Source organism: Pseudomonas sp. 8_5_2, from assembly GCF_059295255.1.
The window spans coordinates 4,063,189-4,083,789 of the sequence record NZ_CM181238.1; the positions used below are offsets into that span (position 1 = coordinate 4,063,189).

At 64.2% G+C, this 20,601-nt stretch carries 17 protein-coding genes; 8 read left to right on the top strand and 9 right to left on the bottom strand.

All coding sequences use genetic code 11. The features are described from left to right. Nucleotides 1-82: 82 nt before the first annotated feature. The 3 genes from AC5O5R_RS18705 to AC5O5R_RS18715 all read right to left on the bottom strand — a co-directional run bounded on the left by AC5O5R_RS18705 (nt 83) and on the right by AC5O5R_RS18715 (nt 6,598). Nucleotides 83-4,570 (bottom strand): NEL-type E3 ubiquitin ligase domain-containing protein, encoded by a 4,488-nt coding sequence (locus tag AC5O5R_RS18705; RefSeq protein WP_172228566.1) that lies wholly within the window; start codon nt 4,568-4,570, stop codon nt 83-85. Between the two features lie 77 nt (nt 4,571-4,647). Continuing rightward, complete coding sequence (locus tag AC5O5R_RS18710) at nt 4,648-5,670, bottom strand: AraC family transcriptional regulator (protein ID WP_172228564.1); 1,023 nt, start codon at nt 5,668-5,670, stop codon at nt 4,648-4,650. Nucleotides 5,671-5,734: 64 nt separating this feature from the next. Beyond that, nucleotides 5,735-6,598, bottom strand: a complete 864-nt coding sequence (locus AC5O5R_RS18715; RefSeq protein ID WP_172228562.1) for a LysR substrate-binding domain-containing protein — start codon at nt 6,596-6,598, stop codon at nt 5,735-5,737. A gap of 112 nt (nt 6,599-6,710) precedes the next feature. Here AC5O5R_RS18715 and AC5O5R_RS18720 point away from each other — a divergent pair, with 112 nt between their 5' ends. Both AC5O5R_RS18720 and phnX read left to right on the top strand, forming a co-directional pair. Then, nucleotides 6,711-7,817: a 2-aminoethylphosphonate--pyruvate transaminase gene (locus AC5O5R_RS18720; RefSeq protein ID WP_172228560.1), complete on the top strand. Its 1,107-nt coding sequence runs from the start codon at nt 6,711-6,713 to the stop codon at nt 7,815-7,817. 34 nt (nt 7,818-7,851) lie between these two features. Next, a complete protein-coding gene (phnX, locus tag AC5O5R_RS18725; RefSeq protein ID WP_172228558.1) occupies nt 7,852-8,679 on the top strand; it encodes a phosphonoacetaldehyde hydrolase in 828 nt (275 codons plus the stop codon). 100 nt (nt 8,680-8,779) lie between these two features. On the opposite strand, the gene AC5O5R_RS18730 is transcribed toward phnX, so the two are convergent. Then, complete coding sequence (locus tag AC5O5R_RS18730; protein ID WP_172286365.1) at nt 8,780-9,844, bottom strand: AI-2E family transporter; 1,065 nt, start codon at nt 9,842-9,844, stop codon at nt 8,780-8,782. A 133-nt stretch (nt 9,845-9,977) separates the two neighbouring features. Between AC5O5R_RS18730 and trhP the strand changes: the two genes are divergently transcribed. From trhP to AC5O5R_RS18760, 6 genes are all read left to right on the top strand, one after another. Further along, the gene (gene trhP / locus AC5O5R_RS18735; protein WP_172286366.1) at nt 9,978-11,312 is read left to right on the top strand and encodes a prephenate-dependent tRNA uridine(34) hydroxylase TrhP; all 1,335 of its coding nucleotides are present in this window, start codon (nt 9,978-9,980) and stop codon (nt 11,310-11,312) included. Between the two features lie 81 nt (nt 11,313-11,393). Beyond that, complete coding sequence (locus AC5O5R_RS18740; RefSeq protein ID WP_372242401.1) at nt 11,394-13,082, top strand: copper resistance system multicopper oxidase; 1,689 nt, start codon at nt 11,394-11,396, stop codon at nt 13,080-13,082. Further along, the gene (locus AC5O5R_RS18745) at nt 13,075-13,938 is read left to right on the top strand and encodes a copper resistance protein B (RefSeq protein ID WP_172218445.1); all 864 of its coding nucleotides are present in this window, start codon (nt 13,075-13,077) and stop codon (nt 13,936-13,938) included. The genes AC5O5R_RS18740 and AC5O5R_RS18745 overlap by 8 nt, the downstream gene beginning before the upstream one ends. A gap of 14 nt (nt 13,939-13,952) precedes the next feature. Continuing rightward, nucleotides 13,953-14,381, top strand: coding sequence for a DUF411 domain-containing protein (locus AC5O5R_RS18750; protein WP_172218447.1), 429 nt, complete (start codon nt 13,953-13,955; stop codon nt 14,379-14,381). Continuing rightward, nucleotides 14,381-14,818: a YqaA family protein gene (locus AC5O5R_RS18755; protein ID WP_172218449.1), complete on the top strand. Its 438-nt coding sequence runs from the start codon at nt 14,381-14,383 to the stop codon at nt 14,816-14,818. Before AC5O5R_RS18750 ends, AC5O5R_RS18755 begins: the two co-directional genes overlap by 1 nt. Nucleotides 14,819-14,893: 75 nt before the next feature. Continuing rightward, nucleotides 14,894-15,892: an alpha/beta fold hydrolase gene (locus tag AC5O5R_RS18760; protein ID WP_172218451.1), complete on the top strand. Its 999-nt coding sequence runs from the start codon at nt 14,894-14,896 to the stop codon at nt 15,890-15,892. Nucleotides 15,893-16,048: 156 nt separating this feature from the next. On the opposite strand, the gene AC5O5R_RS18765 is transcribed toward AC5O5R_RS18760, so the two are convergent. From AC5O5R_RS18765 to speB, 5 genes are all read right to left on the bottom strand, one after another. After that, the gene (locus AC5O5R_RS18765; RefSeq protein WP_172218453.1) at nt 16,049-16,630 is read right to left on the bottom strand and encodes a DinB family protein; all 582 of its coding nucleotides are present in this window, start codon (nt 16,628-16,630) and stop codon (nt 16,049-16,051) included. A gap of 14 nt (nt 16,631-16,644) precedes the next feature. Then, complete coding sequence (gene zapE, locus AC5O5R_RS18770) at nt 16,645-17,751, bottom strand: cell division protein ZapE (RefSeq protein WP_172218455.1); 1,107 nt, start codon at nt 17,749-17,751, stop codon at nt 16,645-16,647. A 189-nt stretch (nt 17,752-17,940) separates the two neighbouring features. Further along, nucleotides 17,941-19,089, bottom strand: coding sequence for a PQQ-dependent sugar dehydrogenase (locus AC5O5R_RS18775; protein ID WP_172218457.1), 1,149 nt, complete (start codon nt 19,087-19,089; stop codon nt 17,941-17,943). 23 nt (nt 19,090-19,112) lie between these two features. Continuing rightward, complete coding sequence (locus tag AC5O5R_RS18780) at nt 19,113-19,430, bottom strand: hypothetical protein (protein WP_172218459.1); 318 nt, start codon at nt 19,428-19,430, stop codon at nt 19,113-19,115. 198 nt (nt 19,431-19,628) lie between these two features. After that, complete coding sequence (gene speB, locus AC5O5R_RS18785) at nt 19,629-20,594, bottom strand: agmatinase (RefSeq protein ID WP_172218461.1); 966 nt, start codon at nt 20,592-20,594, stop codon at nt 19,629-19,631. Nucleotides 20,595-20,601 lie beyond the last annotated feature (7 nt).

Sequence of the window (20,601 nt, forward strand, 5' to 3'; positions counted from 1 at the left end):
TGCTCACCCGTGCAACGCGAGCAGAGGGAAAGCCTGCGGTTGAACGGGGTGGCACAGTGCGTGCCACCTCGGTCCGAGGCACTCAGGGGGTTTGCATGGCCGCTACGGTCAGCCGTTGCGCAAGGTTGCCCAAGGCACGGTCACGTTCGTCGCGCAGGCTATTGGCTTGACGCATGTACTGCTCGCTGGAGAGCACATTCTTATGCTCCTCCAGCGCTGCCATCAGGGTGCTGTAGTGATCGTCAGCCTCATCGAAGTCGTCAGGCTGTTCGGCGCGCAACACGTCCACCCAGAAATCTAGCTGACTGATGAAAATGGTACGTTGTGCGGTCATTTCGGTTTGCAGCACCTCGGTGTAAGCGTCGTCGATCTGGCTCGCCGAAACCTGGGCAAAGTTTTCAAACTGCATGTACCGGGGTTGCCCCAAAAGGTCCAGGCGTTGGGCCAGTCGGCTCAGATAGGCAAGATTGACCTCGACTTCTTCCTCGTCTCGCTCCCCTCTTGCCCAGCGCCCGTCGTTGTACCGGGCCTCCATATCGCGTCGGGCAATTTTTTCAACCAGGTGTACGCGAAACAGCCGCTTGGCCAATTGCAAGCGGGCAACGCGCGTTACCAGTGGGCCGCCGCCATGTATGGCTTGTTCAACATGCATACGTACTTCGACACGGCTGAACGTGGTAGCGACGCTGTCAACGCAGGTAGTGGGTTCCGCAGCCAGGTGGAACAGCGCCATACGTGTCGCAGTATTGTCGTGGCAGGCCTGTAGCACGGTCCAGACCCTGCGCCCGATTTCAGTTGGCGTTTTCCTGAATTCGGCGGTTCCCGTAAGATTGGCAAGCAGGTCAAACAGTTCACGACTGTCGGGTTCGGCAACCAGCGCATCCCACACGGTTGCATGGGCCTGCTGCTTCAGAGGCCCCAAGGTCCCAAGCCACAAATCCCTCACCGGATCGCGACGTTCCAGGCGCGGCGTCACCAACAGGCGCTCCACTGTATACAAGCGCTCGAGCGTGCCGGCTGGCAGTACGTTGCCATCCAGCTGCAACGCCCGGCGCAGTTGCAAAGGGGCCTGGAACAATGCATCAGGCAGATTGGCGATCTGGTTGTTGCGCAGGTCAGCGAATACCAGCAGTCCGCACCATTGCAGGCCTGGCGGCAACGCCAACAACCGGGCATTGTTCAGCCGCAGAAACCGTAAACCGGAAAGCTGGTTGAACTGCAGGTTGATACCACCCAAGAAGTTGCTGCTCAGGTCCAGCGAACGCAAGTTCGACAGGTGAGCCAGCACGCTGACCTGGTCAGCAGGGATTCGGATGCGGTTGCGCGGCATCAACAACTGCCGCAATTCGGTCAACCGCTCAAGCCCGGGTGGCAGCTCGGTCAAAGCATTATTGCTCAACTCCAGTCTTCGTAAACGCGGGAAGCAGGCGAGAAATCCCCGTGGGACGTCGCTAAGCTCAAGCCCCGCGAGGGTGAGCTCTGATACATGGGAAAAATCCGTCCCGGCTGGCAGGGCAGGAAGACTTCCCACAGGCGCGGCGACGATGCTTACGCTGAGCATTGCGTGATGATCAATGCTCCGGGAAAACCGATCGCTGCGCATTTGCCAGGCACGGCAAAGCGAGTCCGCGACCTGCTGGCGAGCTCGGGGATTGCCGGGTGTCTCACGGGCCCACGCATGCAAGCGGCCCTCGAGCTGTCGGTACTCCTGTTCTGCGCGCAGCAGATTGTCGTACACAGTCCCTGGCTGAAGCAGCAGAGCCTGGATGTAGTGCTCGGTGCCTTCATCGCCGATACCGGGGTACAACGCCCGAACCCGCTGTCGTAGCACGCGATCCGGGCTACTGATGCACGACTGACAGCCACCCAGCAAATAGCCTGCTCGCCCATCCTCCATGCATTGCATGGTCGATGCCTGGGGCCTGGCCTCACGCCATCCAAGCAAGCGCAGCAACGGCCCACGCTCGTCGGGGAGCCATGCCTGCATCTGCCTGCGGATAGCTGCCGGCGCATCGGCGCCAGCCCACCCCGGATGCGACCGGTAAGTATCAGGCAAGCAGGCCGCCAGCACTTCGAAGAGCCCTTGAGGTTCGGCAATTTCACGCTCATACGCCAGGCTTCCGGCGTAAAGCTGGAAACCGCCGCTTCGCCGGACCAGCACCAGTTCCTGTTTCATTCCCCGCTCCGGGAACAGCTGCGCCAGCGCTTGCCCGGCATAGCGATCCTGGCGTAACACCAGGTTGAAATCCGCTGCGGCTGGCCCGTGCAGACGCAACAAGGCAAACACCAGGGCCACCAGCTCGGGTCGATAGCTGTGTGGTAGATACAGGGCCTCACGCATACGGGTCAGACGTGCCAGTTGAAGCGTTGCCCGGAGACGTTCAGCGAGTGCCAGCGGAATGCGTGATTCAGCCTGCATGCGCAAGCGCATAGCTGCGGTCGCGTGGTCAAGAGCATCGAGAGCATAGGCGTCTGGCAACGCTGGGAAGTCCCGTTGTATCAGCGCCTGCAAAGGGTCTTTCACCAGGTAGCGGCTTGAAAAATGCTCGAACATCGCTTCGCGGACCCTTGCCGCCTCTTGGCGTATGGAAATCACCTGCTCGTCAAGCGGCTGCCCCTGCAATTGCAAATGGTCGATACACCACTGCCATAATTCGGTATCGGCGTCGCCTGCCTCCAACTGGGCGAAAAACGCTTCCATGCGCGCATCAACGGCGAAGCGCTCCAAGGTATCGCGCAGCTGCACGGGCAGGCGCCGCCTCTCTACCAGCAGACCACGCAGGTACTCCTCGTCGACATCCGCCACACTCAGCATCTGGGCCACACGCCCAGCACTCACTGTGCGCGCCGACGGCCATAGGCGCCCCAGCAACAGTGCCGCGCCCTGCCATTCCAGTGGCCGCTCACCACCGAGCAACCAGGCACGCTCTGCGTTGCTTCGCACGACCGGCCCGTATGCCTCGTGGTCACTGGCATGGCGCAAGCGCCATCCTCCCCTGGCATCCTGCCGCACCCCGTACAGTGCCTGTTCAAGCCGCAGCCAATGGCGCTTGCCATCCGTAAGCAAGCCATTGTCAGTTTCAGCTACCTCAGCGGGTAACGGGTCAGCTTGATAGGGTTGCAGGTCGTTGCGCCACAGCCGTGCCCGGCCATCTTCGGTAGTCACAGGCTCCAGTGCCTCGACAAAGGCGCTACGGGCCAAATGCGTGCCCATGACAATCGCTCCGGTGGTGGCCAGGCTGACTGCCACCTGAAGCATATGCTGCAGTGCTTCGTGCTGATGACCTGACTGCCAATCACGTACACCTTCGAAGACATCGCTGAGCAGGTGCCTGCCAAGGTCCGCCAACAGCAGTGCACCAATGGCCGGCACAAACAGACCTGCAAGGTTGAGCAACACCAACCCGGTGCTTTCCAGATCGCGTAAGCGCTGCGCCGAGGCCTTGCCATCAGCCTGCGAGGTAGGAACCGCGAGAAAGCCTGCATCGGCCTTGACGCGCTGTATGTGCCACGCTGCCGACAACGCAAAGACATCGCCGGTGGCGCGCACCCTGCGGGGTTCCAGATCAGGCTGCTTATCCTGCAAACGGTTAGCCAGGCCACGTTCATATTGCGCTCGGTCGTTCAGGGCTATACGGCGCGCGAACGCTGCCCTGTATGCCTTGTCAGCCAACCCAGTGGCGAGTACACGGTTCGCCTCGTTCCAGTTGGCAAATACGCGCAGGGGTTGCGCATGGTCATCTGGCAGATACAGCACTACTTGCTTCAACCGTTCAGGGTCACCAAAGGGGAAGGTCGACTGACTGCGTGCCGGCACGATCAGCTCAAAAGCCAATGCACCGTCAACCTGGCAACCCAGCACTTGCAGCGCACCACCGCGCAGCTGCAGAGGGTGCCCGAACGTGGGCTGCTGGCCCCTGCAGAGCTGGCGCAGCATGTGCACATCGTTGGCCATGAGTTGCTTTTTGATTGCGGCCACTTCCAGCGCTACTGCAAGCGCCAGGCGCTTGTCCTTGGCCAGCGCCTGGCTGAAACCGGTGCTCATCACCTCTCCCAGATGTCGTTGATAGGCTGCACCCACGTCCACCTGCCGGCACAGGCTGACAAGCCGGTCCACATCACCGCTCACCACTTGCTCAGGCTGCTCGCCTTTCGGGCAAGTCAGCGCGGTCCCCTGGAAAAAGGACTCACCCGCCTTGAAGTTCTGCAGGAGCTTCTGCAGTGCTGGCACTCGTACGAAGTACGACTGGTAATCGGGCAACACACCCAGGCTGACCTCCAGCCGCGCACGCTCCTCGCGCCACTCCAGCTTGTCCAGATCGACCTTCAGGTGCAGTTGGCTGTCCTGGCTGAGCGCGCTTTCCAACCGTTGCCTGGCAAAACCATCCAGCGGCAGCAGGCGACTGGCAACGCTTGCCATTTGCTTCTGGCTGGCCAGGTGAGCCTTGAGGCAGCTCTGCAACCTGGCAAGTTGCTGAGGGGTGGCGGCTTTCAGCCAACCCGGCAACTGCCGGGCGATAAAATCTTCAGCGGGGTGAAGCAGCTTGCTGGGGGAGGCAGCTGGAGACATGGCGACATCCTGGTTAGTGACCGGCTTGTCAACATGAGCGCTGTTCACGGATCAGGGCAGCGGGAAGGTGTCGCAGGCTAGCCACCACTACCACGCTTGTGAATCAGGGCACGGTAGTGGCCCGGATTACAGGCAAACCATTTGCGGAACGCTTTGTAGAACGAGCTGCTGTCAGCAAACCCCAGGCCCACTGCAATATCGTCCAGGGCAGGCTCGGGCTGGCTCAGCCAGGCGATGGCCAGCTCACGGCGAACGCTGTCCTTGAGGCCCTGATAAGTCTGCCCTTCCTCCGCCAGGCGGCGGCGAAAGGTGGAAGGCGACAGGTTCAACTGCCGTGCAAGCGTGTCACCGTCCGGCCAGTGGCCAGGTGACAGGTGCAGCAAGTCGGTACGGATCCGCCGCCCCAGGCTGGCAGGATCACGGTATTTCACCAGGATATTGCCCGGTGCTTCAGCCAGAAAACGCTGCAGCTCGGCCTGCGTGCGCTTGAGCGGCAGGTCGAGGCAGTCGGCACTGATGATCATGCGCGTACGCGGTCGCTGGAACTGCAGGTTTTCCGAAAACATCACCCGGTAGTCGTCACAGAACGGCGGCTCGGCGCAGCGCAGGTCGATAGCCAGAATCGGGATACGGCGGCCGGCCAGCCAACAGGCCACGCCGTGCACGATCATCCAGAAGGTGAAATAGGTGAACGCCCGACGCGGCGCGTCACATGGCTCGTTGATGACAATTTCGGCCAGCCCCTGCTGGCGCACCAGGCCCGGTTGCAGGTCTTCCAGCATCAGCGACAGAAATGCCAGTGCGGTGTCCAGGCCATCCCCCAGCGTCGGCTGCGTCATGCTCGCCCGGCACATGAACGCTAGGCTGCCACTGCGCAGGCCGCGTGGGTCCATGGCGAAGAACTCGTCGTTGCAGCGGCGCGCCAGCAGGCGCCACAGGCGTGCATAAGCCTCGGCGCTGACCCGCGCCTCGGGCAGGTCGAGTTGGGCACTGTCGATGCCGGCACGCACCAGCAGGGCATGGTCGGGCTGCCCGGCCGGGCAAGTCTGCAACAGGGCCTCGCGCACCAGTTGCATGGAGATGGTGTCTTTCTCGCTCATTGGCCACCCAGCCTGCTCTGTGCCGGCCATCTTAAGCCGCACTGGAAAAAACACCAGTCATGCTTCATGCGCCGGCCGCCAAGCCGAGGAACGCCTGGATCAGGCGCAATTCGCGGCGGCGCTCCAGGCAGCCAATCAGATGCTGGTTGACCAGGCCTTCGCCGGCCAGTGGCCGCGCCACCACCCTTGGATCGTGGGCAACTTCAGTGGAGGACACCACGCCGATGCCAAGCTCGGAAGCCACCGCTTCGGTCACCGCCTCACGGCTGTCGAGCTCCAGCAGTACCCGCGGCTGGACCGCAGCCTGGCTGCAGGCCTTGTCAAAGGTGCGGCGGGTGGTGGAGCTCGGCTCTCGCAATACCATGATCTGCTGATGCAGCGAGGCCAACGGCAAGTCCCCTGCTCCGCTAGCCCAGGCGTGCCCGGCCGGCAGCAACGCACACAGCCGCGACTCGCAGAGGTTTTGCAGGTGCAGGCCCTTGCGCGGCTCGATTTCGGTCAGCACGGCCACATCGGCATGCTCGCCGAGCAGTGCAGCAAGGGTTTCCTGGGCATTGCCCAGCCGCAGGTTGACGGTAATGCCCGGGTAACGCTCACGCAGTTGCGCCAGCATCGGCATGACCCGGTGCGGGCCGTCCGCTGCCACTTCCAGGCGGCCGGTGAGCAACTGCCGGTTGGCCTCGAGCATGGCCTGCGCCTCGTCGGCCAGGCCAAACATGGCGCGGGTGATGGCCGCCAGCCGCGTGCCCTCTTCAGTCAACTCCACCCGCCGCGCGGTGCGCCGCAGCAAGGTGATCTGGTAATGCTCTTCCAGCGCCTTGACGTGGCCGGTCACAGCCGGCTGGCTGATGAACAAGCGCTGCGCTGCACGGGTAAAGCTGCCCTCGCGGGCGACGGCATCGAAGGCGCGCAACTGGAACAGGTTCATATCTATCGGCCTGACTTATAGCTGAGATAACAACAAACAATTTGATTGATGGCAGCGCGAATTGCAACCTAGGCCTCGTAGTTTCAGCCCACCGCTTGCGAGGAATAACGGCATGAGCAACGCCCCGATCCTGCTGACCCCCGGCCCTCTGACCACATCGATCCGCACCCGCCAGGCCATGCTGGTGGACTGGGGCTCCTGGGACCGTGACTTCAACCAACTGACCGCCAGCGTTTGCGAACAGCTGCTGGCGATCATCGACGGCAGCGCCAGCCATCACTGCGTGCCCCTGCAGGGCAGCGGCACCTTTGCAGTGGAAGCCGCCATCGGCACCCTGGTGCCACGCGATGGCAAGGTCCTGGTGCTGATCAACGGTGCTTACGGCCAGCGCCTGGCGAAGATCTGCAAAGTGCTGGGCCGCAGCTACACCACCTTCGAAACCGCCGAAGACCGGCCGACCACCGCTGCCGATGTCGACCGCCTGCTAACCGCCGACCCGACCATCAGCCATGTGGCGCTGATCCACTGCGAAACCAGTACCGGCATTCTCAACCCGCTGGCGGAAATCGCCCAGGTGATAAAATGCCACGGCAAGCGCCTGATCATCGACGCCATGAGCTCCTTCGGCGCATTGCCGATCGATGCCCGGGAAATCCCCTTCGAGGCACTGATCGCCGCTTCCGGCAAATGCCTGGAAGGCGTGCCGGGCATGGGCTTCGTCTTCGCCGAAAAAACCGCACTGGCCGCCGCCGAAGGCAACGCCCACTCGCTGGCCATGGACCTGCATGACCAGCACGCCTACATGGCCAAGACCGGCCAATGGCGCTTCACCCCGCCTACCCATGTGGTTGCCGCCTTGCACGAAGCGTTGCAGCAGTACAACGAGGAAGGCGGCCTGCCGGCGCGCCACCAGCGCTACGCCGACAACTGCAAGACGCTGCTCGACGGCATGGCCGCCATCGGCGTGCGCAGCTTCCTGCCTGCCGAAATCCAGGCGCCGATCATTGTCACCTTCCACGCGCCGAACGATACCCGTTACCAGTTCAAGGACTTCTACGAACGGGTCAAGGCCAAAGGCTTCATCCTCTACCCGGGCAAGCTGACCCAGGTCGAAACCTTCCGCGTCGGCTGCATCGGCGTGGTCGGGCCGGACGGCATGCAAGCCGCCGTCAATGCCGTGGCCGACGTGCTGCGGGAAATGGAAGTGCTGGACATCTGACCCTCCGCCCACCCGAATCCAGGAATTAGCGCACATGAACTACAGCAACCCTACCCAGCTGCAAGCCGCCATCCTCGACTGGGCTGGCACCGTGGTCGACTTCGGCTCCTTCGCCCCGACGCAGATATTTGTCGAGGCGTTTGCCGAGTTCGATGTGCAGGTGTCCATCGAAGAGGCCCGAGGCCCGATGGGCATGGGCAAGTGGGACCACATTCGCACCCTGTGCGACGTGCCGGAAATTGCCGAGCGCTACCGCAAGGTGTTCGGCCGCACCCCCACCGACGACGACGTCACCGCCCTCTACAACCGCTTCATGCCCCTGCAGATCGAGAAGATCGCCGTGCACTCGGCGCTGATCCCCGGCGCGCTGGACACCCTCACCGGGCTGCGCCAGGGCGGCCTGAAGATCGGTTCGTGCTCCGGCTACCCCAAGGTGGTGATGGACAAGGTGGTGGCGCTGGCGGCGCAGAACGGCTATGTGGCCGACCATGTGGTGGCCACCGATGAAACCCCGAATGGTCGCCCTTGGCCGGCCCAGGCCCTGGCCAACGTGATTGCCCTGGGAATTGACGATGTGGCGGCCTGCGTGAAGGTTGACGACACCGTGCCGGGCATTCTCGAAGGCCGCCGGGCCGGTATGTGGACCGTGGCCCTGGTGTGCTCGGGCAACGCCCTGGGGCTGAGCTGGGAAAGCTATCGGGCGCTGAGTGCCGAGCAGCTGGAAAGCGAGCGCAAGCGCATCCATACGCTGTTCGCCGGCTCGCGCCCGCACTACCTGATCGACACCATCAACGAACTGCCCGAAGTGGTTGCCGACATCAACCGGCGCCTTGGCAGGGGTGAGATGCCACAGGCCTTTTGAGCTAGCCAGGTTCGCTACAATATCTACACCGCCTGTGAGACCGAGCGCCGCCCCTCGCGGCGCTCGGTCTCACAGGCACTGAAAATACCAAGGCAACCCCCTACTGCGGCAACTGCACCTGCGGTTTACTCGCCGCAAAGATCGCCCAGCTGGACACGAACAGCGCCGCGATCAACGGCCCGATCACAAAGCCGTTGAGCCCGAATACCGCCAGCCCGCCCAGCGTCGACACCAGGATGAGATAGTCTGGCATGCGCGTGTCCTTGCCCACCAGGATCGGCCGCAAGAGGTTATCCACCAGGCCGATCACCAGCACCCCGAACGCGGACAGGATCACCCCCGGCAGTATCGCCCCGGTCAACAGAAAGTACGCGGCCACCGGTGCCCACACGATACCCGCGCCCACCGCCGGCAGCAGCGACAGAAAGGCCATCAGCACCGCCCACACCAGCGCACTGGGGATATCCAGCACCCAGAAAATGAAGCCGCCCAGCGCCCCCTGGGTGATGGCCACCAATACGTTGCCTTTCACCGTGGCCCGCACCACGCGGTTGAACTTCAACTGCAAGCGCCGTTTCTGGTGCTCGGGCAGCGGCACCGCCAAGCGTACCCGTCGGGCGACCTCGGCGCCTTCACGCAGGAAGAAGAACAACAGGTACATCATGATGCCGAAACTGATCAGGAACTCGAACGTGCCCTGGCCAAAGTTGAACGCCTGGCTGGCCAGCACCTGGCTGCCCTGGGTGGCCCACTTGGTGATCTTGTCGCGCAGCCCGTCCAGGTTGCCCATGCCCATGTTGTCCAGGCCATGCTGGGCAAACGCCGGGAGCATGTCCTTGCCGCGCTCGACAAAGCCGGCAATGTCCAGTTCCCCGCTCTCGATGCGCTGGTACAGCGTGGCGCCCTCCTGTACCAGCAGCGCGCTGGTGATGATCACCGGCAGGATCGCCACCAGCAGGCACACCAGCATGGTGGTGGCGGCGGCCAGGTTGCGTCGGCGGCCGAAACGGATCAGCAGATGCCGCTGCAGGGGGGCAAACAGGATGCCAAGTATCACCGCCCAGAAGATCGCACCGTAATACGGCAGCAGAATCCAGACGAAGGCAATCGTCACCAGCGCCAGGAGCACCGCCAGGGCCTTGTTCTGCAGTGCGGTTTCGTTCATTTCACATCCTCGAATGGCTTCTGGGATATTAGTGCCTGCCGCTTGGGTAAAAGTGCCGCCACTCCCTTGATGCAAATCAATACGCGGGTTTTCTGTCGGCCCTAGCATCCGGGCCTTTTGCCCCGGTGCGCACATGACCCCTACTGCCAAGCCCGAACTGCTGGCCCCCGCCGGCACCCTCAAGAGCATGCGCTACGCCTTTGCCTACGGCGCCGATGCGGTCTATGCCGGCCAGCCGCGCTACAGTTTGCGGGTGCGCAACAACGAATTCGACCACGCCAACCTGGCCCAGGGCATCGACGAAGCGCATGCCCTGGGCAAGCGATTTTATGTAGTGGTCAACATCGCCCCGCACAATGCCAAGCTCAAGACCTTCCTCAAGGACCTGGCGCCGGTGGTCGAAATGGCGCCAGACGCGTTGATCATGTCTGACCCCGGGCTGATCATGCTGGTGCGCCAGCACTTCCCGCAGATGCCGGTGCATCTGTCGGTGCAGGCCAATACGGTCAACTGGGCCAGCGTGCAGTTCTGGCAGCAGCTTGGCCTGAGCCGGGTGATCCTGTCGCGCGAACTGTCGCTCGAAGAAATCGGGGAAATCCGTCAGCAGGTTCCGGACATGGAGCTTGAAGTGTTCGTCCACGGTGCCCTGTGCATGGCCTATTCCGGCCGCTGCCTGCTGTCGGGCTACCTCAACAGACGCGATGCCAACCAGGGCAGCTGCACCAACGCCTGCCGCTGGAAGTACGACGCCATGCCCGCCAGCGAAAATGCCAGCGGCGACATCGTGCGCGAAGTGCAGCCCACCCTGGGCTCAGGCGCCCCCACAGGGCAGGCTTTCCTGCTGCAGGAAAGCAACCGCCCTGGCACTGAAATGCCGGCGTTCGAGGATGAACACGGCACCTACATCATGAACGCCAAGGACCTGCGCGCCATCCAGCACGTCGAGCGCCTTGCCGCCATGGGCGTGCACTCGCTGAAGATCGAAGGGCGCACCAAGTCGCACTTCTACTGTGCCCGTGCGGTGCAGTCGTACCGCCAGGCCATCGACGACGCCGCAGCCGGGCGGCCGTTCGACCGCGGGTTGATGGACAACCTCGAGTCCCTGGCGCAGCGTGGCTACACCGAGGGCTTCCTGCGTCGCCATGTGCACGACGAATATCAGAACTACCAGCGTGGCAACTCGGTCTCCGAGCGCCAGCAGTTCGTCGGCGAACTCACCGGTGTGCGCATCGATGGCCTGGCCGAAGTCAAGGTCAAGAACCGCTTCGCCGTGGGTGACCATCTGGAGCTGATGACCCCGCGCGGCAACTACCACTTCGACCTGCACCGCCTGTGCAACCGCCAGCAGCAGGCCATCGAGGTGGCGCCAGGTGACGGCCATGTGGTGTACCTGCCGATCCCCGAGCAGGTTGCCCTGGAGTACGCCCTGCTGATGCGCGACATCGGTGCCAGCGAAGCCGCCAGCTGACAACGCTGTAATGTGCACCTCAGCTGCCTGACAGGCGCCAGCGGCGAACATCGCGGCTCACCCGCATGAGGCTACGCCATGTTGCGCAACCCCTCCCGCCGTACTTTTGTCAAAGGCCTGGGCGCCGCCACCACGCTGACGGGCCTGGGGCTGTGGCGCCCGCTGGCCCAGGCCGCAGCCGGCCAGGACCTGGCCGGCCAGCACTTCGAGTTGTTCATCGGCCTGACACCGGTGAACATCACCGGTCGCCCGCGCACCGCACTGACCATCAACAACAGCCTGCCCGGCCCGCTGCTGCGCTGGCGTGAAGGCGACAGCGTGACTCTGCGTGTGCGCAACCGCCTGGCGCAGGATACCTCGATCCACTGGCACGGCATCATCCTGCCGGCCAACATGGACGGCGTACCTGGCCTGAGTTTTGCCGGCATCGAACCCGGCGGCGACTATTTGTACCAGTTCACCCTGCGCCAGAGCGGCACCTACTGGTACCACAGCCATTCAGCGCTGCAGGAGCAGGCCGGGGTCTACGGGGCGATTGTCATCGAGCCGCGCGAACCTGAACCACACCGCTACCAGCGCGACCATGTGCTGCTGTTCAGCGACTGGTCGGACCAGGCGCCGGAGCAGCTGATGGCCACGCTGAAGAAACAGTCCGATGCGTACAACTACCACAAGCGCACGGTCGGCGATTTCATCGATGAGGTGGCCGACGACGGTTGGCGGCAGACCGTTGCCGAGCGCACGGCCTGGGCGCGCATGCGCATGAGCCCCACCGACCTGGCCGATATCAGCGCCGCCACCTATACCTACCTGCTCAACGGCCAGCCGCCGGAGGGCAACTTCACCTGCCTGTTCCAGCCGGGCGAAACCGTGCGCCTGCGGCTGATCAATGCCTCGGCCATGACCTACTTCGACTTCCGTATCCCGGGGCTGAAACTGACGGTGATCGCTGCCGACGGCCTGCCGGTGACGCCGGTGAGCGTGGATGAGCTGCGCATTGCCGTGGCCGAGACCTACGACGTGCTGGTGACCGTGGGCGACCTGCCCGCCTATACCTTGTTCGCCCAGAGCATGGACCGCACCGGCTTCGCCCGTGGCACCCTGGCCCGCACTGCCGGGTTGCAGGCAGCCGTGCCTGTACCTGACCCACGGCCGGTGCTGAGCATGGACGACATGGGCCACGGCGGCATGGCAGGCATGGACCATAGCAACATGGCCGGCATGGACCACGCGGCCATGCCGGCGATGCAGCAACACCCTGCCAGCGAAACCGGCAACCCGCTGGTGGACATGCAGACCATGGCCCCGCGCCCCAACCTGGCCGACCCGGGCATCGGCCTGCGCAACAATGGCCGCCGGGTGCTGACCTACGCCGACCTGCGCAGCCCCTACCCCGACCCGGACGGCCGCGCCCCCTCCCGCGACATCGAGCTGCACCTGACCGGCCACATGGAGCGGTTCGCCTGGTCGTTCGACGGCATCAAGTTCAGCGATGCCGAGCCGCTGCGCCTGACCTACGGCGAGCGGGTACGCATCACCCTGGTCAACGACACCATGATGACCCACCCCATCCACCTGCACGGCATGTGGAGCGACCTGGAGGACGAACATGGGCAGTTCCTGGTGCGCAAGCACACCATCGACATCCCGCCTGGCAGCCGCCGCTCGTACCGGGTGAGCGCCGATGCCCTGGGCCGCTGGGCCTATCACTGCCACCTGCTCTACCACATGGAGACCGGCATGTTCCGCGAGGTACGCGTCGATGAATGACACCCGCAACCGCAGCCTTGTGGCAGGCGCGACGCTGCTGGCCCTGTTGGCCAGCGAACGCGCACTGGCCGCCGGCATGCAGCACATGAATCATGGCCAGATGAACCATCAAGGCATGGGCCATGCGCCAGTCCCCCCCGTCCGGCCACGCACGCCCCTGCCCGCCCTCACCGACGCCGACCGCCGTGCCGCCTTCCCGCTGCTGCCTGGGCATCAGGTACACGACCGGGCAATGAACTGGGCCGTGACCGTGGACAAGCTCGAATACCAGAACTTCGAAAACAGCCATGCCCTGAACTGGAATGCCACGGCCTGGGTCGGCGGCGATATCGACCGGCTGTGGCTACGCAGCGAAGGCGAACGCGAGCAGGGCAAGACCCACAAGGCCGAGCTTCAGGCACTGTGGGGGCATGCCGTCAGCCCGTGGTGGGAGCTGGTGGCGGGCGTGCGCCAGGACTTAAAGCCCGCCAGTGGCCAAACCTGGGCCGGCTTCGGCATCCAGGGCACGCCGCTGTATGGCCTGGAGCTCCAAGCCACCGCCTACGCTGGCGAGCGGCAACAGACCGCGCTGCGCCTGGAAGCCGCTTACGCTATGCTGCTGACCAACCGCTGGATACTGGAACCGACCCTGGAAGCCAACCTCTACGGCCGCAACGATGCCGGGCGCGAGCAAGGCGCGGGGCTGGCCGACAGTGAGGTCGGCCTGCGCCTGCGCTACGAGGTCACCCGCGGCTTTGCGCCGTATCTGGGGGTCAGTTTCAATCGCCTGCACGGTAACCGTGCCGACCAGGCCCGCGAAGACGGCGAGGACCTTGGCCAGACCCGCCTGGTCGCCGGTATTCGCCTGCGTTTCTAAAGGAGTGCTTCACCATGCTGCGCAAACACCTGCTGACCCTCGGCCTGCTGGCTGTCACCGGCCTGGCCCAGGCCGCCGAGACCATCGATGTCTACCGCGACCCCAACTGCGGCTGCTGCAAGGCCTGGATCAGCCACCTGCGCGACAACGGGTTTACCGTCAACGACCACGTCGAGCCGAACATGAGCGCGGTCAAGCAACGCCTGGGCGTGGCGCCGCGCCTGTCGTCGTGCCACACCGGTGTGATCGACGGCAAGTTCGTCGAAGGTCACGTGCCCGCCGAGCAAGTGCGCCTGCTGGCCAAGCGCAGCGACCTCAAGGGCCTGGCCGTACCGGGCATGCCCATGGGCTCGCCCGGGATGGAAATGGGTGATCACAAAGACGCCTATCAGGTTATCGGCGTGACTGAGGATGACCAGGACACCGTGGTCGCCAACTTCTGATGCTCAGCCTGTGGGCGCTGTTCCTCAGCGCCTTCGGCGCCGCCACGCTGCTGCCGCTGCAATCGGAAGCCGTGCTGGTCGGCCTGCTGCTGCGCCAGCCTGAAGCCTGGGCAGCCCTGCTGCTGGTGGCAACCCTGGGCAATGTGCTGGGCTCGGTGGTCAACTGGCTGCTGGGCCGGGCCATCGAGCACCTGCGTGACAAGCGCTGGTTCCCGTTCAGCGCCGCGCAACTGGAACGTGCACAGCAGCGCTACCAGCGCTGGGGGCAGTGGTCGCTGCTGCTCAGCTGGATGCCGGTGATCGGCGACCCGCTGACCTTGATCGCCGGGATCATGCGTGAACCGTTCTGGCGCTTTCTGCTGCTGGTGACCCTGGCCAAGGCGGGCCGCTATGCGGTACTGGCGATGATCACCCTGGGCTGGCATCACGCCTGGTAACACCTTTCACGCTCCGCGTGGTCCAGTGGCTGGTAAAGTCGCCGTTTCCTACATGGTCCTACACGGAGTTCCCCCATGCTGCGCGCAACCGCCCTGGTCCTGGCCTGCCTCGCCGGCAGCCCGGCCATCGCCGCCGAGTCGGCCACCTACGGCCCCCAGCTCGAAGGCTTCAGCTACCCGCACCCGCTCAAGCATTTCGACTTCAAGTCCCAGGGCCAGGCCCTGCAGATGGGCTACATGGACGTGCCCGCCCAAGGCCAGGCCAACGGCCGCAGCGTGGTGCTGATGCATGGCAAGAACTTCTGTGCCGCGACCTGGGAAACCACCGTCGACGCCCTGAGCAAAGCAGGCTACCGGGTCATCGCCCCGGACCAGATCGGGTTCTGCACCTCCAGCAAGCCGGCGTATTACCAATACAGCTTCCAGCAACTGGCAGACAACACCCATGCCCTGCTGGAACACCTGGGCGTCAGGCAAACCATTGTGCTTGGCCACTCTACCGGCGGCATGCTCGCCACCCGCTACGCGTTGATGTACCCGCAGCAGGTGGAGCGCCTGGCGATGGTCAACCCCATCGGCCTGGAAGACTGGAAAGCCCTGGGCGTGCCCTACCGCAGTGTGGACCAGTGGTACGCCCGTGAGCTCAAGCTGAGCGCCGAAGGCGTGCGCGAGTATGAGCGCAAGACCTATTACGCCGGGCGCTGGAAGCCGGAGTACGAGCGCTGGGTACAAATGCTGGTGGGCCTGAACCAAGGGCCGGGGCATGAAGCGGTGGCGTGGAACTCGGCGCTGATCTACGACATGATCTTCACCCAGCCGGTGTACCACGAGTTCAAGGACCTGCAGATGCCGACCCTGTTGCTGATCGGCGACAAGGACAGCACGGCCATCGGCAGCGACATCGCCCCGCCGGAGGTCAAGGCCCGGCTGGGCAACTATGCGGTGCTCGGGCCGCAGGTGGCCAAGATGATTCCCAAGGGCGAGCTGATCACCTTCGAAGGCATGGGGCATGCGCCGCAGATCGAAGAGCCGGTAAGGTTCAACCGCACGCTGGTCGAGTGGCTGGGCAACTGAGCAAGCGTGCGCGATCCCAGTGGGCGCGGGCTTGCCCGCGAACACCGGCAAAGCCGGTGCCATGACCGTGTGGGATTCTTCGCGGGTAAACCCGCCCTCACAGGGTACGCGCCAGCTTCCAGATTTTGAGCACGGCAGTTGCTCCGACAGGAATCGCTACACTTTCCAGACCTGCTGCTCCGTCCAGCCCAGCTCGGCAAAATCAAGCGCCCGCAACCCCGCTTCTTCCTCGCAGAAAAACTCATCCAGCTGAGGCGGCCTCACCGCCGTGTCGCTCAGCATCGCATGCACCTGCCCTCGGTGATGCACCTGGTGCTCGAACAGGTGCGCCAGCAACCGCAGCCGCTGCTCGCGCTGCACCCGCTCGGGTCGCACGATGCTCACATAGCGCCCCAGCTCACCATCGCGCAGCCCACGGCAATAGGCAATCAGCCGGTGATCGGCCTGAGTTTGCTCGGCATGCAGCTGTGTACTGGTGGCAAACGGTTGCTCGGGGTCAAAAAAGCGCTCGCTGTCCGTATCAGGCTGCTCCCCCCGCTGCTCACACTCCAGCATGTGCAGATAGAACCAGTCCACCGTCAGCAGGTGATTGAGAGTGGCCTTGATCGAAGGGAAGAAGCTGCAGCGCGGCGCGACGAATTCGTCCTGGGTAAGTTGCAGGCAGGCCTTGTACAGACGGTGGTTGGCCCAGCCATTGTTGTAGGCCTGGGTCAGCAGGTGATGCGACAACGGCTCCATGGCTTGGCTCCTTTTCAGGCGAAGCGTTGCAGTTGCATCTCCCGTAGCCGGCTCAGGGTCCGTTGGTACGGGAACGCCAGATACCCTTGAGTGTAGAGGTCATCGAGCGGCACCTGCGCCTCAAGGTACAGCGCCACCCGGCGGTCATAGCATTCGTCGACCAGGGCAATGAAACGGCGCACCGCATCGTCCTTGGGTGACAGTGCAGGTAGTTGGCGATCACCCGCCACTACCCTGGCTGCACCATCCTCGGTACCGCGAGCGATGCGCCCGGCGCGCTGCTCGCCACCCAGTGCAGGAATGCCGGATACCAGGATCGCAGGGAAACGGTCGCACAAGGCCATGAACTCCATGGCGGCGAGGGGTTGCTCGCACAGGTCGGTGAAACGGCACCAGATCGCCTGTTCACTGCGCCGCACTACCTGCACCTGCCTGGAACCGATGAGCAACGGCTCAGCAGTGCCAGTGTGGTCCGGGCTGAGCTGGGCAAACACCTCGCCAAGCGGGCTGGGCTGCCCCGCTTGCTGTACCCAATAGCGTTGCCGCTCGGCGCCAGGGTGCAGGCGATGGTCCTGTTCACCCGCTACGGGCAGCACCTGCATGTGCCGCTGGATGGCAGCAATGGCGGGCAGGAACCGATCGCGGTTGAAGCCGTCGCGGTAAAGCAGCTCGGGTGGCTGGTTGGAGGTGGCCACGATCACCACGCCCTGGTCGAACAGCACCTGGAACAGGCGGCCGAGAATGATCGCGTCGCCGATATCGTTGACGAACAGCTCATCGAAGCACAGCACGCGGATCTCGCCCGCCAGTTCCCGGGCCAGGGCCAGCAACGGGTCGGCGGTGCCGTTGAGCTGGAACAGGCGCTGGTGCACCCAGGCCATGAAGTGGTGAAAGTGCTGGCGCCGGCTCGGCACGCGCAAGCAGCGGTGGAATTGGTCCATCAGCCAGGTCTTGCCACGGCCGACCGGGCCCCAAAGGTAGATGCCCTGGGTGGGGCAGGCCTGTTCGATGGCCTGGAAGCAGGCTTGCAAGGCCTCGACAGCACAAGCTTGCGCGGGGTCGGCGGCATAGCCTTGGGTGGTAAGGGCTTGTTGATACAAGGATTGGGGGTCGATAGACATGCGTCATTATCTGCACCGGGCTTATTGCCGGCAAGCAGAGCATGGGGGTTGCGTCAGGGCTGGCAGGTGTTTGCCACAATATATTCAGCGCCTGTGAGATCGAGCGCCGCGCGGGCGGCGCTCGATCTCACAGACGATGCATATCTAGCGGCAATCACCTATCAGCCCGATGCGATCCCCCACATCACCTCAGCCCTCGCCCAATCCAACCTTCAGCAGCGCGCCGTCCTTGTCATCGGTCAGCACATACAAAAAACCGTCCGGCCCCACCCGCACATCGCGAATACGTGCCTTCAGGTCGCCCAGCAGGCGCTCCTCATGCACCACTTTGTCACCCTCCAGCTGCAAACGAATCAGCTCCTGGCTCGCCAGCGCGCCAATGAACAGGTTGTGGTCCCAGGCTTTGAATGTCGGGCTGTCATAGAACGCCATGCCACTGATGCCCGGTGATTTTTCCCATACATGGTGCGGTTCGACCATGCCGTCCACATGCTTGCCCTTGGCTTCGGGGATGGGCAGCATCGAGTAGTTGATGCCATGGGTCGCAATGGGCCAGCCGTAGTTCTTGCCGGGCTCGGGGATGTTGATTTCGTCACCGCCACGCGGGCCGTGCTCGTGGGTCCAGAGCTTGCCGGTCCAGGGGTTCAGCGCAGCGCCTTGCTGGTTGCGGTGGCCGAACGACCAGATTTCCGGCCGCACCTTGTCCCTGCCGACGAACGGGTTGTCCTTGGGCACTTCACCGTCCGGGAGAATGCGCACGATCTTGCCCTGCAGCTTGTCCAGGTCCTGGGCGGTGGGGCGCTGGTTGTTCTCGCCCAGGGCAATGAACAGGTAGCCGTCGCGGTCGAACACCAGGCGCGAACCGAAGTGGTTGCCCACCGAAAGCTTGGGCTGCTGACGGAAGATCACCGTGAAGTTCTCCAGCCGGGCGCGGTCTTCGGACAACTGGCCACGGCCAACCGCTGTGCCGGCCTTGCCGTCACTGCCTTCCTCTGCATACGACAGGTAAACCGTGCGATCCTTGGCAAACGCCGGCGACAGCAGCACATCCAACAGGCCACCTTGCCCCTCGGCCCAGACCTTGGGTACGCCGCTGATCGGCGGGCCGACCTTGCCCTCGGCGTTGACCACCCGCAGGTTGCCCATGCGCTCGGTGACCAGCATGTCCTTGCCACCGGGCAGGAACGCCAGCGCCCAGGGGTTGCGCAAGCCGTCGGCCACGGTGCTGACGGTCAACGTGCCTTGTTCACTGCGAAACTTTTGCTCGGATGCCGCCTGTGCCAGCACGGGCATGAGGACGGCGGCGGTCAGGGTGGCTAGCCAGTGTGCTCGGAGCATGCAGGATTCCTTTCGTACAGAGGTCACGGCGCACGCGGGTTGTCACGCGGTGGCCGGGTCGGTTCCAGGTTCGGGGTTTGCTGCTGGCGACGCAGGTTGTCGCCGTTGCCGATACCGCGGTTGTCCAGGGTCGGCGGGCGCTGGTAGGGGTCGGTGGACGGGCCGCGCACTGGCGGCGTGGCCGGCATGCTGCCCTGGCGGCTGTTGGGGTTGGCGCGCTGGATCGGGCTGTTGTAGGGGTTGTTCCGGTCGGCAGCGAGCTGCAACGGTTGAGCGAAAGCAGCTTGCGCGGGCAGGCACAAGGCCAGGCCGAGGGCCAGGATGGGCAGTGTCCGGGTCATGCTTCACCTCCTGTACGAAAATGCCGCGCCTGGTGGGTTTGATAGCCTAAGGCGCGAAGGGTTCGCGGCAAAAGTGTGAATGCGCGTGGAGATAATTCCTGATGTTTCAGTATGGGCCCAGGGGGCCGCTGTGAAGCCCTTCGCGACACAAGGTGGCTGCTGCATGAACACGCAGCAGCCTCGACGTTGGGGCGCAGGTTACCGAGCTTTGTCCACCTTGTGCCGCGCCGCGTACAGGCACAGCATCTCCATCGCCAGGGTCGCCCCGGCCAGCGCAGTGATATCGGCATGGTCATAGGCTGGCGCCACCTCCACCAGGTCCATGCCCACCAGGTTGATGCCACGCAGCCCGCCGAGGATCTCCAGCGCCTGCAACGTGCTCAGCCCGCCGCATACTGGTGTGCCGGTGCCAGGCGCATAGGCGGGGTCGAGGCAGTCGATATCGAACGTCAGGTACACCGGCCGCTCACCCACCCGCTGGCGAATCGCTGCGATTACCGCCTCGCTGCCCTGGCGGTGCACCTGGCGGGCGTCGAAGATGGCGAAGCCCTGGCTGTCGTCGTTAGTGGTGCGCAGGCCGATCTGCACCGAGCAGGCCGGGTCCACCAGGCCTTCGCGGGCGGCATGCCAGAACATCGTGCCGTGATCGATGCGCTTGCCCTCCTCGTCCGGCCAGGTGTCGCTGTGGGCATCGAAGTGGATCAGCGCCAGCGGGCCATGGCGCCGGGCGTGGGCCTTGAGCAACGGGTAGCTGATGAAGTGGTCGCCGCCCAGGGTGAGCATCGCGCAACCCGCCTCCAGTATGTGCGTGGCGTGTGCCTCGATGCTGTCCGGCACCGACTGCGGGGTGCCGCTGTCGAAGGCGCAGTCGCCGTAGTCGATCACCGCCAGGTGGTCGAAGGGGTCGAACGCCCACGGCCAGTGGCGGGCCCAGGCCTGCTGCACCGAGGCCGCGCGGATCGCCCGCGGGCCGAAGCGCGCGCCGGGGCGGTTGCTGGTGGCGGTATCGAACGGCACACCGCTGACCACCACATCGACGCCGCGCAGGTCGCGGCTGTAGCGGCGGCGGGCGAAACTGGTAATGCCGGCGTAGGTACTTTCTGCGGCGGTGCCATACAGGCTGTCGCGGGTCATGGCCTGGTCGTTGTTTGCGGCTTGCTCCACGGTCGGG